The 14,543-nt window shown below is 40.7% G+C and carries 8 protein-coding genes; all 8 read left to right on the plus strand.

What is annotated here, in order from left to right:
• Nucleotides 1-4: 4 nt before the first annotated feature.
• The 8 genes from FXV77_RS04750 (at nt 5) to FXV77_RS04785 (ending at nt 14,506) form a co-directional block, all read left to right on the plus strand.
• On the plus strand, nt 5-2,761 hold the full coding sequence (locus FXV77_RS04750) for a SusC/RagA family TonB-linked outer membrane protein (protein ID WP_148918065.1): 2,757 nt from the start codon (nt 5-7) through the stop codon (nt 2,759-2,761).
• Nucleotides 2,762-2,776: 15 nt separating this feature from the next.
• Entirely contained in the window at nt 2,777-4,321 is a 1,545-nt protein-coding gene (locus tag FXV77_RS04755; protein ID WP_148918066.1) for a RagB/SusD family nutrient uptake outer membrane protein, read from the plus strand.
• 68 nt (nt 4,322-4,389) lie between these two features.
• The gene (locus tag FXV77_RS04760; protein WP_148918067.1) at nt 4,390-6,294 is read left to right on the plus strand and encodes a sialidase family protein; all 1,905 of its coding nucleotides are present in this window, start codon (nt 4,390-4,392) and stop codon (nt 6,292-6,294) included.
• Between the two features lie 32 nt (nt 6,295-6,326).
• Entirely contained in the window at nt 6,327-7,733 is a 1,407-nt protein-coding gene (locus FXV77_RS04765) for a sialate O-acetylesterase (RefSeq protein ID WP_148918068.1), read from the plus strand.
• Nucleotides 7,734-7,762: 29 nt separating this feature from the next.
• Nucleotides 7,763-10,600 (plus strand): glycosyl hydrolase, encoded by a 2,838-nt coding sequence (locus tag FXV77_RS04770; protein WP_148918069.1) that lies wholly within the window; start codon nt 7,763-7,765, stop codon nt 10,598-10,600.
• A gap of 19 nt (nt 10,601-10,619) precedes the next feature.
• Nucleotides 10,620-12,086 (plus strand): phosphodiester glycosidase family protein, encoded by a 1,467-nt coding sequence (locus tag FXV77_RS04775; RefSeq protein WP_148918070.1) that lies wholly within the window; start codon nt 10,620-10,622, stop codon nt 12,084-12,086.
• 144 nt (nt 12,087-12,230) lie between these two features.
• The gene (locus FXV77_RS04780) at nt 12,231-13,001 is read left to right on the plus strand and encodes a sialate O-acetylesterase (RefSeq protein WP_187444007.1); all 771 of its coding nucleotides are present in this window, start codon (nt 12,231-12,233) and stop codon (nt 12,999-13,001) included.
• Between the two features lie 32 nt (nt 13,002-13,033).
• A complete protein-coding gene (locus FXV77_RS04785; protein ID WP_222867709.1) occupies nt 13,034-14,506 on the plus strand; it encodes a sulfatase in 1,473 nt (490 codons plus the stop codon).
• The last annotated feature ends 37 nt before the right edge of the window (nt 14,507-14,543 follow it).

Below are 14,543 nucleotides of genomic sequence, written 5' to 3' on the forward strand. Positions count from 1 at the left end.
ATATATGAAAAAAAGATTTAAAACCAAAGGCTTGTTCCTTGCTTTGAATATTATAGGTATGTCTGCATTTGCACAAGAGACTAGCGACGCTGCTGTAGATTCCGTTATAACCGTTAATGTTAAAACTGCCGCTCCAACATTCAGCGAACTCTTAGTTAAAGAACCGGCAGTTCAGGTTATACAGTCTGGAACCGTTGGTAACGCATCTCAGTTAATGATTCGTGGTTTGAGTTCAATTAATATGAATGCCTCGCCGTTTGTATATGTAGATGGTATCCCTGTTAGATATACCCGTTCGCTACCATCGTTCTTATCCGTTTTTCAGCCGTCACGTTTTAATTTTATCAATCCTTATGATATCCGGGATATAAAAGTGGTTAAAGAAGGAAAGGAACTTTCAGAAATTGGAGGAAGAGGTGCTAATGGAGCCATATATATAGAAACGGATAGGGGCGAATTAGGAGGAACTAAAATCGATTTCTCTGCAAAGTTCGGTGTGGCGAGTGCTGATTACAATATCGACCGAATGGATGCCAGTCAGTTTAAAAATTATCTCGGTAATTATTTACTTGAAAACGGGAGTACCCAAGAAGAACTAGATCAGAATCCAATTTTCGACACAAGCTCCCCGCTATATAACCACAATACAGATTGGCTGGGTATGATCACAAGGAATGCAAGGATATCCGATTATCATATAAAGCTTAAAGGTGGAGATGGCGATACACGTTATATGTTTAGTGTAGGTTATGCCGATAGAGAAGGAACCATTAAAGGGTCTGATATGAATCAGGCTAATTTAAGGTTCAATATAGACTATAAGCTTTCACCAAAAATTGAGATAGCAAACCATCTCGCATATACGTATGCAAAAGTACATTATGCTGAACAAGGATTTAATTACAGCATACGTCCCTTGTTTAATGCTGTAACCAAAGCCCCATTTATGAGCCCTTATTTATTCTCAGAATCAGGAGAGATATCAAATCGATTGGCCGATGTGGATGTTTTGGGAAAAAGTAATCCGATTTCGCTGGTTGAAAATATGTATAACAACAATGAAGATAACCGGGTAGATGGAAATATTGTTGCCAGCTGGCTAATGCAACCTGGGACCTATTTACGCTCATCGTTTGTATTCAATTACATGAACCTGACGGAAAAACAATATCGTCCCGCATATGGAATAGTTCCGGATTTGAATAGAACCAGACAAAATTTAAAACGAAACTCCAGTGAAGCTACCATTTTATGGAATACCTGGTTTGAGAAAAACGGATCATTTGGGAAGGTAAACAAGTATTTTGGAAAAGCAGGGTTGTCTGTAGAATCGTATGAAGAAAAAGCCGTTTTCGCGCGTAAAATTAACGCGGGTACCGATGACTATGAAACGTTGGACCAGGGGATATTAGATTCCGCTTCTAATTCGAAATATAACTCAAGATTGGCAATATTGTATTTGCGGGGAAACGTGGATCTTTTAAACAAAATAAACATAGGTGCAAATTTGAATATCGAAGGTTCATCTAATTTTGGTAGAGAAGGAAGGTGGGGAATTTATCCGGGAGTAGATACAGAAATAGATTTATTAGACAGGAGCAAACATAATCAGTTGGCATTTCGCGCCGGCTGGGGTAGAACAGGAAATAATGATTTGCGAGGCTATTATCATTACAATCTTTATTCAGCTGCTAATTATTATGGCTATGGCGGTGCATATTTAGGAAACATTGCAAACGAATCGATCAAACCTGAAGTTACCGATATGTATGATGCAGGAATAACGCTGGGTTTATTTGACAGAAAACTTGTACTTAATGGAGGATATTACTACAAATCAACATCCGATCTTATTACACAACGTACGTTGCCAATTGAACTGGGACTTGACCCGCAGTTTGAGAACAATGGAAAGATGGCCTCTCAAGGTATTGAAATAAATTTGAATGCGACGTTAATTAATCAGACAGCGTTATCTTGGTCCGTTTTTGGAAGTTTTTCAACCTTGAAGAACAAAGTAAAAGAACTTAGAAATGAAGATATCGTTAAATCAATAGGAGGAGTTAGCACAATAGCCAGCGTAAATGAATCCATAGGAGCTTTTTATGGCTATAAGGTGCTGGGTGTTTTTGCTTCAGATGAGGCAGTAAATCTGCAAAAGTCCGACGGTACTAATTTTAAGGCCGGAGACTATATTATCCAAGACATAAATAATGATTCGAAAATTAATGATCTCGACCGCCAGGTAATTGGTTCTGCTCTCCCAGAGGTATTTGGAAATTTCGGGACTTTTCTAAATTATAAACAAGTATCGTTAAACGCCCTATTTACCTATGCTGTAGGAAACGACATTTATAATAGTTTTAATCAGCAAATGCATCTAATGGCTGATTATTCTAATCAGTCTCCTGATGTTGCAGGCCGCTATATTTCGCCATCCAGCCCCGGAACCGGATTAAGCAGAGCGGCATTGGATGATCCTTCATCTAATGGAGTTACATCCGATCTATGGGTGGAAGATGGCAGTTATCTGCGATTGAAAAATATTACAGTTAGTTATGAGGTACCAATCGCCACGAGAATGGCATTCTTCCGGGCTCTTAATGTATATGTAACAGCAGAGAACCTGATGACTTTTACAAAGTACAGCGGTTTAGATCCGGAAGTTGTAACAACGCCAGACCCAATGCTCCGGGGAATTGATTTTGGAGCATCACCGCTCTCTCGATCATATATAGTCGGGCTGAAGATGTCGTTCTAATTAAATTTGAAGAAAATGAAGATGAAACCAATAAAATTAATGATCACAGCGGCACTGCTGAGTATTTGTATCATATCATGCTCGGATTTTTTTGAAGTTACCCCAGAGAGTTCAATTCAAGAGGATGACTTTTATAAAACCGAGGCAGATTTAAATGCATCAGCAATTGGAATGTATGAATCACTTGCAAAGGAAGCACATAAATTTTTGTTGTGGGGAGATGCCAGAGCGGATTTGGTAACAACGGGCCAGCTTGAACCCGATCCATATATAAATGAATTTGTGGTTAATAATGTAAGTACGAATAACCCTTATACGAGCTATGCCGGAATATACAGGACAATTGCGAGGTGTAACCGCCAGATGGAGAAAGTGTATGATGTCCATAAGTTAGATAAGAATATAACGGATAGGGATGCAGGGGCTTTTTATGCCGAAGCTTTACTCTTAAGAGCTATTTGCTATTATCAATTAGTGCGTACCTTTGACGAATTCCCGCTCATTACTTCGGATTATGCAGAACAGATAAGGTATGTTAATGCTGTAGGAGATACGATTACCGAATCCACATTAAGCTTAACTCCCGGACAAATCGAAAGTATATTGAGCATGCCTGCTGATAAACAAGAAGTATGGACGCTCATATTTAGTGATGCGCAAACGGCATTAGGATTACTTCCCATTAATTATCGGTGGAATGGTGGAGCATCGCTCTCTTCTAAAGAACGGTATGGAAGAGTTTCTCAAGTGCTGGCAGCCTTGTTTGCGGGAGAAATAGCTTTATGGTTGGGGGATTATCAAAGTGCATCGTCTTTTTGTGATCTTCCAATCAGAAACACCGCATACTCTTTAGGTGTTTCGGGTACCTGGATGAATCAATTTACAAGTACTAGTGCCGCTAATCATTCCATGTTCTTGCTGGGATATGAATACAATCAAGGATTTGAAACAAACAGGCTGCAGGAGTTCACATCATCCGCGCGCAGCGACGGAGGCAAGTATTATTTAAAACCGGCAACTGCCATAGTTGATGCCTTATATACAGATAATTATTCGGATACTGATGCTGATATAAGAGAACAATTCAGCTATAAAGTACTGGATGGGGATACTGTGATCTGGAAATACATCGGGCTGGATAATGTTTCATCCAGACGACCACCTTATCAAAGCAATGCAAGCTGGCCTGTACTGCGAAGTGCAGATGCTTATTTAATAAAAGCGTTGGCAGATTTGAGGTTAAATAATTATTCATCTGCTTTTAATTTCGTCAATCAGGTAAGGGAGGCCCGGGGTTTGGTAAAGCTGGATAATTTAACGTTTCCTTATACCGATAAGGAACTGATGGAAGACATGATTTTTGCAGAACGGGCACGCGAGTTTGCCTTCGAAGGAAGACGTTGGTATGATTTAATGCTGCGATCGCAAATGAATGGAAGAAATATGCTTGCAGATGTGGTTGCGGAAAAGTACTCATTGGAAGAAAGGGCAACCATTAAGGAGCGGTTAGAAAATGAGGCCAACTGGTATATTCCGATTGATCCAAAATTGTGGAGATAGATTTTTCTATTGAAAGCACATATTAATGAATAACCGAGCTTGCGAGCTCACGAAGTAATTATATACATATGAAAACTAATAAAATGAAGACCTGTATCTTTTTTATCGGAATAATTAGTTTCCTGATATCAGGCTGTTATAGGGAGGAGCACTTCGACTTCCCTGGTCCATTTCCGGAAGAGCAGAGAATTCCCGATCCACTTCCGTTTCCATTTGATGTAAATAAACAAGCCGGAGAATGGTTAATTAAAGATGGCGTTCCGGATGACAGCAAAGTGTTGATTAAAGGATATACGGACTATGTAGCAAAAGGAGACACGATTTCCTGGGCAAGAAACGTGGGTGCATTAGAAGAATTTCCCCATTATAATTTCTATCCTTTGTCTAATGCGGATCATTTCAACGGTGACAATACCGCGTATCAGAAAAACCGGATATTTTCAAAATATTTTGTTCCCATGGGTCCGGGTAAGACCTTTTATATGTATACCAAAATCACATTGGGAACGTTAAATGCTACCGCTGCTGGTATTCCGTTAGGCCTGCATACGGAAACCGGCAACGAGTTAATATGGGGGCTTGACGGTGGAAATGCAGGACAACCAACATTTTTCGTTAATTATTATGGAACAGTTGTGAATGTAAACCCCAATGATGGCTGGCCAACGATAAATGAGGTAATGAGTCCGGGAGTTCCGGCAGAACTAGAAGTTGTGATTGCGGAAGGAATATTTTATTTGAGAGTTAATAATACGTTGGTTTTTCAGTTTAATCTTCTACCGGGTCAGTTATATTATTATACTCCTCAAATCCGCCCTCACCGTAACTTTGTTAAGGTTCATGATTTGTATATCGAAAGCAACGATATGTATATTTTAAACTATGCAATGCATGAATATGAACAAGGATATACCAAAATACAATCTCCTGCTTTGGCAAAAGCTAATAATGGTGACTTGCTGCTTTTTGCTGAAGGACGAACTGATCCGATATCTGCGAGGGAAAGAGTTGCTCAAAACTTTCAGCCTGTTGGCAACACCGATATCATCATGAAACGCTCATCGGATGGTGGTACCTCCTGGAGTGATCAATTGGTCGTATTAGCGGGTGATAATAATGGTTCAACTTACTGTTTTCCTCAGGTAGTAAGTCTGGGAAATGGAAAGATTATATTGCATTACACGAAGATTGAAGGTTCATTTGATGTGACGGATACGTATACTTATAATGGGAATACGCAACAGATTTTTCAAATTGAATCAACGGATAACGGGCAAACCTGGAGTTCGCCTGTGGAGATTTCTACCCCGTTGAAAGTTGCTAATACTTATGTGCGAAATGGCTCGGGGCATGGAATAGAATTAAAATCAACAACGTATAATAATCGGATAATCATGCCACTCTCTTACAGCAATAACACCGTTAGGGTAGCTATTTCTGACGATGGTGGGCAAACCTGGAATCTTAGTAATCAGCTGAATGGCTCTACCTATAAATATCCATCCGTTGTGGAGTTGGCTGATGGAAGATTAATGATAGTTATGGGGCACACAGCTACCACACCTAGAAATAGAAGAAGGTCTTATAGTAGTGATGGCGGCCAAACCTGGAGTACTGTAAACAATATTAGCTCGACTTTTGTGAATGTTGGTCAATTTGGACATCTCTATCCTGGGGTGGCGGTGAAAGGAAAAGATGGAGAGATATTAGTCGTAACGCCGACCGACAGAGAGACGGACACGCAGACTAAAAACACGGTTCCCTATCCCACTAGCCCCGTTGCATACAAGAGCACAGATGATGGTGATAGCTACGCTTCAATAGGCGAATTACATACCAAAACCACCTATTTTGGTTATAAATTGCCCTATGGATTTATGGATGCGGTGGTGTTAGACGACGGTACGGTTGTTATTGTCGGCGAAGGGGGAATAGAAAGTCCTACGGAGGGAATTGTGATTTATAAGAAATAAAGGTATAAATTATTCAAGACTAAAAATATAATATGTTAATACTAAAAAAATATCTGCTTTTATTGCTTATAAATCTGACGCTCTCTACTGCATTTGCGAAAATATCATTACCATCAATCTTCAGTGACAATATGGTATTGCAACAAAACTCCAATGTTTCCATATGGGGTAAAGCCAAGGCAAATGTTAACGTGATCGTACACACGTCCTGGAATAATCAGAAGTATACAACCATGTCTGGTGCTGATGGATCATGGAAGTTATCCGTCGTGTCTACAAAGGCTGGCGGGCCTTATGAGATAAAAATTAGTGATGGGGAAGAAGTCCTGTTGAATAATGTATTATTAGGTGAGGTATGGTTATGTTCAGGTCAGTCTAATATGGAAATGCCAGTTAAGGGGTTTCGTAATCAACCAACACTTAATTCGGCAGACATTCTTTTAGATGCAGATAACCCAGAAATACGTCTCATTAGATATGATAAAGCGCTTTCAAGAACGCCGCAATACGATTGTAAGTCAACTTCGTGGCAAATTTCTGACGCGCAAAGCACAAAAGAATTTAGTGCTGTAGGTTACCAATTTGCACAAGAACTTCAGCGTAAATTAAAAGTTCCAATAGGGATGATTATGTCGACCTGGGGCGGAACAAAGATTGAAGCATGGATGCCGGAAAATGCGCTTAAATCGTTTCCTGATATTAAAATCCCGAACATTGCTGACACAGCAAAAATTACCAAAAATGACCCATCGGTTTTATACAATGCGATGGTAAACCCTTTTCTTGGATACGGAATCAAGGGAATGCTTTGGTATCAAGGCGAAGCAAACCGTTCAAATTATGAGCAATATGATGAGTTGATGGAGACAATGGTTAAAAGTTGGCGTAAAGCTTGGGATATTGGTGAATGGCCATTCTATTATGTTCAAATAGCTCCGTTTAAATACGATAGCACAGATGAATCGGCTTTTTTAAGAGAAGCACAATGGAAGGCAAGTACACAAATTCCTAATGCTGGAATGGTCGTGAGTATAGATGTTGGCGCAGAAAATTTTATTCATCCGCCGGATAAAACGACCATAAGTAAAAGGTTGGTGTATTGGGCGATGGGTAATACCTATGGGATGAAAGGCTTGGCATTCGCGACTCCTGTATACAAATCGCATAAAATAAACAAAGATGCTGTAACCATTTCTTTTTCTCATGCGGAGAATGGTCTTACTTCTTTTGGAAAAAATCTGTCTGCCTTTGAAATAGCAGGAGAGGATAAAGTGTTTCATCCCGCAAAGGCCAAGATTACCGGAGCAGGCGTTGTTGTACAAAGCGAAAACGTAAAAATGCCTGTTGCGGTTCGCTACGCATTTAAAGATTGGGTGGTGGGAGATTTGTTTAATAATGAAGGATTGCCCGTATCTTCCTTTAGAACAGATAATTGGTGATTTGGTGACCGGAATTAGATAATTAAAGAATGAAGATATCCAGAAGAAATTTTGTCAGAATTGGTGCCTTAACACCTTTAGTGTACGGCTTTCCTTTTTCAACAAAAAGACGGAATGCTGCGGAAGATTCTGTATCCGACTTATATAAAAATTTTCAAAATCCACCCGATGCAGCGAGACCCTTTGTCCGCTGGTGGTGGAATGGTGGAAGAGTTGTGGAAAAGGAACTGATACGTGAACTGGATGTCCTTAAAGAAATGGGAATTTCCGGTGTTGAAATTAATACCATTGCTTTTCCTAAATGGAATAGTCCGATGGATTATAAGGCCCTTCATTGGCTGACAGAAGAATGGCTGGAAGCATTAAGGACAACATTAATTGCTGCTAAAGACCGCGGAATAGCCTGTGATATTATCGTAGGTTCGGGCTGGCCTTTTGGTGGCGAATTCCTTAAAGAGGATGAGCAGTTACAGTTACTTGCTCTCGGAACAAAGCATTTAAAGGGACCGCAGCAACTTATAATAAAGAAAGAAGAGCTATTAGCTGAAACAGCTTTTCTAATGAAACGTAAAACCGGATCCATGGAACTTTTTGGATTGAGGCTTTCAGCGGCACATCTCGACTCTTTTAGTCCGGGAATTAACCTCAATTCGCAAATAAAGAACTCGGATATCATTATTGATGTACCGGCTGGAGATCATATACTTTACGCTGTTGCAAAATTAACAGGTTATTCATCTGTACAATACGGAGCACCTGGAGCATCGGGACCTGTTCTTAATCACTACAATAAAGCGGCCGTCCAACGTTACCTGGATAGAATGTCTGATGCGATCACCACCAGAATTGGTAATATAGGCGATCACTTCCGATCCATATTTGTAGATAGTCTGGAACTGCGTGGTTCAAATTGGTGTGATGATATGCTGGAGCAATTTAAGCAACGAAGAGGATATTCGCTGGAGCCTTATTTGCCTTTTATTCTATTTAAATTAAGCACAAAAAACACGCATACCGGCACGCAATCTATGGAGGACATCCTCTCCCTTTCTTCTCCAGCACAGGACGAAATTAACCGGGTGAGATACGATTTCGAAACAACACGTCTAGAACTCTTTAATGAACGGTTTTTTCAGACCTTTATAGACTGGTGCAAGAAAAATAAGGTTAAATCAAGAGTGCAGGCATATGGCCGCGAATATTACACGTTAGAATCAGCTATGCTGGTCGATATACCCGAATGTGAGACTTGGATTCGTGATGATGTAGGTGCCGATATGCCAGAGAACACCTTTAAAACCGGGAGAGCATATCGTCCTGTTAATAAGTTCGTTTCTTCTGCGGCAAGACTAACCGGAAAACGTGTGATAAGTTGCGAGGAGATTACCAATACGGATCTCGTTTTTAACGACACATTGGAAAGGATAAAAATAGTGGGCGATCAAAGCAATCTTTCGGGAGTTACGCATTCCATTTTGCACGGGTTCAATTATAGCCCTCCGGAAGCTCCTTTCCCGGGCTGGGTACGTTATGGGTCATTTTTTAGCGAAAAGAATACCTGGTGGCCATACTTGAAGACATGGCTCAACTACAAAGCTAGGTTATCTGCCGTTTTTCAAAACTCGGAAATGCAATCAGATATAGCCATCATGTTTCCATTAGCAGACATGTGGTCGGAAGTCGGTCTTCAATACCAGCAAGTTCCTCAAATGGTATACCCAGAATATGCGAACAACATATGGGAATCTATCCATCAAAATGGGAGTGGGTGTGACTACATAAACGAAAACATTTTGCAAAAGTGCAGCTTTTCGGGCGGCGGACTTCATTACAATACAAGAAGCTATAAAACGCTATTAATGGCTGAGATGGAATCGATAGCCCCAGAAACCCCGACATTGCTTAGGAAATTTGTAGCGGCAGGAGGGCAATTAATTTTTATCGGAAAAGAGCCTGTTAAGTCATTCGGGAAGCTGAATGCCAAAGATAGAGATCAAAAGGTGTATCTCGAAATTCAGTCTTTGAAAAAAGATTTCCCTCGTCATGTTACGTTCTATCCGGCTCCAAATGAAAAAATCATAGACTGGTATGCAAAGCTTCAGGCTAAATATAATCTCATACCTTTTGTTAAATTCGACAGACCTGTTTCTCATGTAAGTCAGGTACACTATAAAACCGATGAGGTAGATATTTTTTTTATTTGTAACTATCACCTGGAAAAGGCACATAAATTTACCGCGACCTTTAATGTTAGAAATAAAACGGCCTGGCTTTGGAATCCTGAGACAGGTGAAAAATATCTATATCCGTATAATGACGCGAAGAATGTCCTTGAAATCAGTCTTGATCCTGCACAGTCCATTTTAATCGTTTTTTCCAATGATACCACGGGCGAGGAGTATTCTCTCCCACGAGTTGCAGACATGCAAGCCTACACCATTGAAGGGCCTTGGTATGTAACGCTCGAAAAAGTGTATGAACAGCCCGTTAAAACAGAGTTCCAGAAGTTAATCGATTTTAAAGAAGAGCCGAAGCTCCAGTCGTTCGGCGGTGTTATTTTTTATGAAAAACAAATCCATATTGATAACCCGGAGAATTACAAGTCGCTCGACCTTGGAAAGGTATTTGGCATATCGGAACTGGAGGTAAATGGCCAGCCGCTCGGATTCAGATGGTATGGAAAGCATTTTTACGATTTAAAAGAGGTGTTAAAATCAGGCAACAATACAATTAAAATAAAGGTTACTACGGTCTTGGGAAATTACGCTAAATCGTTGAAAGAGAATGCTATTGCTCAACAATGGACGAATATCAAGCCACAGCCACTGTATTCTCTGGGACTTGTTGGACCTGTCAATCTGATGTAAATACGATGTGCTTAAAACAATGAGATTAATTAAAATCAATTATATGTTAAAACGAAATAACCATGTTATGGGGATAAAATTAAACTATTTTCGTATGCTACCGGTTTGTATAGCGATCTTGTTTTTAGCAGTCTCTTGTAAAAGCAATGACGTTGACGATCCGAATAGCCCTATACCCCCTTCTGTAACATCCTTAACACCTTCTATAACATCGTTGTCCCCGAATGCCGGGACGGAAGGAACAGAGGTGCTTATTCTTGGGGAAAATTTCGGTAACAATGGCGATAAGGTGGATGTTATTTTTGGTTTAAAGGTTGCAGAAATAACCAAAAGATCAAGCACTGAGCTCACCGCTAAAGCCCCTTCGGGCTTCAATAATGTTGCCCTAAACGTGGTTGTATCCGTTAATAATAAGCGTTCGAATATAGAAACGTTTACATATAACGATACTGCACCTCCCTTAATAACCACTACGACCACGACCTGTTTTTATGGTTCTACAGTTGTCATTAACGGGAATGACTTTAGCCCAAATATAGAAGATAATATTGTTAAGTTTGGAACGATAGAGGCAACGGTTATGGTGGCGACGAAGACCTCCTTAACAGTGACTGCTCCTGATTTAGGTAGCGCGGCTACCGCAGATGTTACGGTTACTAAGTTCGATATGGTCTCGAATGCCAAGCGTATTGCTGTCGATATCGACCAAAATAAGATCGCAACCTATAACTGGATCACACATACGATAAAACCGGGGCTAACTTACAAAACAGGTGAGTTCGATTTGTTTGGAGCAACCCTGCGAAGGGTATATATATTGGATGTTACACTTAGTGAGGCCAATACCTTAGGGATCGGTTTCTCACCAACCGAGATCAATACGGTGACCATGTGTAATAACGACAATGCTGTAGCCGGGGTGAATGCGGGGTATTTTCCATATGGCAATTCAACCAACAAGGACCCCTATATTAGGATTGATGGTACTACCGTTCAGAATGGACACTTGGATGTCAGCCAACTCTATACAAATTCAGCGCTTCTCATACATAACAATGTGGCTACGGTGAAGAAATTTACGGAGAGCGGTAAGGATCTGAATTTAGTGGCTGCGGCCATCCCTGTTTCGGAGGCGGAGAACATCATGGTGTGTGGCCCGATGCTGATTACTTCTGGTGTCATAGAAGCACTGGATATGTCGACTGGGCATAATAATTCGCAGACTGCAAGGACAGGGGTGGGCGTAACGGCAGATGGTAAACGTGTTTTTATGGTGGTTGTAGATACAGGGGGAGGTGTTACGGGTGTGACTACGCTACAGTTGGCGAAAATCTTGCAGGCCTTGGGTGCTATTAATGCCATGAACTTAGATGGTGGTGGTTCATCGACGATGTTTGTTAAGAATCAGGGAGACAATGGTCGTGTCAACTATCCTACTGGCGGCACATGGCAAAGACCCGTCAGGAGCGTGATTTATGTGAAGTAATGAAATCCACGAATACATAAAGAAATGAATGAAAATTAATTTGTATTAATTAAAATAACTAAGCACATATAACTACTAAAAGAACAATCAATGAATCTTCTAAAAATTCCGTGCAGAACTCTGCTTTTTACTTTACTCATAGTCGTGTCCGTATTAAGTGCAAAACCAGATCAAAATCGCTACAGCTCGAACCCTGATCCGGATTCCATTGATTCAAATTTTCATCTGTATCTACTTATTGGTCAGTCAAATATGGCCGGTCGTGGTCTCTTGGACGTCGAATATAAGAACCTTTCTGATCCCAAGGTACTTATGCTCAATAAGGACAACGAATGGGTGATTGCGTCCCACCCGTTACATTTCGACAAGCCTAAAATGGCTGCAGTAGGTCCCGGACTTACCTTTGGGATTGAAATGGCGAAAGCAAATCCGTCGGTTAAAATCGGTTTGATTCCCTGCGCTGTGGGTGGTACCGCTATAACGTCTTGGGTGCCCTCAGAAATGGATCCTGTGACAAAAAAACATCCCTACGATGACGCCGTCACCCGGTTAAATACAGCAATGAAGAGCGGGGTAATAAAAGGAATCATCTGGCATCAGGGAGAAGCGAACAGTTCCCCTGAAAGGTCTTCCGATTATCTGGACAAGCTTGAATCGCTCATCGGACGCTTGCGAATAGTTGCCGGGGATGAGAATTTGCCTTTCGTAGCAGGCGAGCTCGGACGCTATCGCGACAATTATAAATTAGTAAATGATAAGTTACAACTATTGCCCGGGATAGTCCCGAATACCGCGTTGGCCAGTTCTGATGGGCTGACACATAAAGGGGATAACACACATTTTGATGCAGCTTCGGCAACGGAACTTGGTAAACGATTTGCGGCTCAAATGATCCACCTGCAACAAAATAAATAAGAGAAGAAAATTATTTTAGTAAACATAGAGGGATGAAAAATCATAAATATATTATTTTGATTGTTTCCACAATGGCATTAGCCATAGGTGGTTGCACCGTAAACAAGAAGTTGAGCGAACATAAACAGAAACCCAATATCCTCTTTATCGCGGTAGACGATTTGCGCCCCGAGTTGGGCTGTTACGGTCATGAAACTGTGCAGAGCCCCAATATAGATAAACTGGCAAAAACAGGCGCTTTATTCAACCGGGCCTACTGCCAACAAGCTGTATGTTCCCCTTCACGGACTTCTTTAATGACCGGAAGAAGACCGAATACAACAAAGGTTTGGGACTTAAGGACGCATTTTCGCAACACTATTCCAGATGTAGTTACTCTGCCTCAATATTTTAAAAATAATGGTTATCATACGCAAAGTATTGGCAAAATATATCACGATCCTGCATCAGCACAGGATTCTCTTTCTTGGTCTGTACCAGAAATACTCGCCGTCACCACGAAACAAGGAAAATATCTTCTGCCTTCAAATCTTCAGAAAAAGTCGGCTAAAGCAGCAGCATCAGAGATTGCAGACGTGCCTGATAATGCTTACGTTGATGGGCAGGTCGCAAATCAAGCTTTAGAGGTTTTAAGAAAAATTAAAGATAAGCCCTTCTTTTTGGCGGTAGGATTCCGCCGCCCACATTTACCTTTTAGTGCACCAAAAAAGTATTGGGATATATATGATCGTGACAATATCACCTTGCCTGTTGAGAAAAATACGCCAAGAAATATACCCTCCTATGCCAGACATAAAAATCAGGAACTTAGAGGTTACACCGACATAGGCGTCGATAATGTAATTACAGACGATAAAACGAGGGAATTATTACACGGTTATTATGCTGCAATTAGCTATACTGATGCCCAAATTGGAAAGGTGCTGGACGAGTTAGATCGTTTGAATTTAACAAAAAATACCATTATCGTATTGTGGAGTGATCATGGATTTCATTTGGGAGAGAAGGGGCTATGGGCAAAGTCAACAAATTATGAACTAGACACCAGAGTTCCCTTAGTAATCGCTGCTCCTGGGAAAAAGCAAGGTATAATGTCTAACGGCCTAGTTGAATTGGTGGATTTATATCCAACTTTGGCTGATCTGGCCGGCTTCCAAATTCCAGATAATCTTGAGGGAACTAGTTTAGTCCCTTTACTAACCAATCCCGACCAATCTTGGAAAAGTGCTGTATTTAGCCAGTTCCCCAGACCCTGGATATACAAAGGAATCCCGAATTTAATGGGTTATGCGATGAGAACAGATCGTTATCGTTACGTAGAATGGCGTGATTTTAAAACAGATGAAATTAGCGCAATCGAACTATATGATCACCAAGTAGACCCTTCAGAACTAAATAATATAGCGGATCTGCCTTCGAATGCTATTTTGATTAACGAACTAAAACAAAAACTCCACGACGGCTGGTCTAAAGCTAAACCAAGCACGATTGCTCATAAGCACTGATTAAATATAAAAATATAATTTTCTAGGAATATCACAT

This window comes from Sphingobacterium phlebotomi (genome assembly GCF_008180195.1).
Lineage (GTDB): Bacteria > Bacteroidota > Bacteroidia > Sphingobacteriales > Sphingobacteriaceae > Sphingobacterium > Sphingobacterium phlebotomi.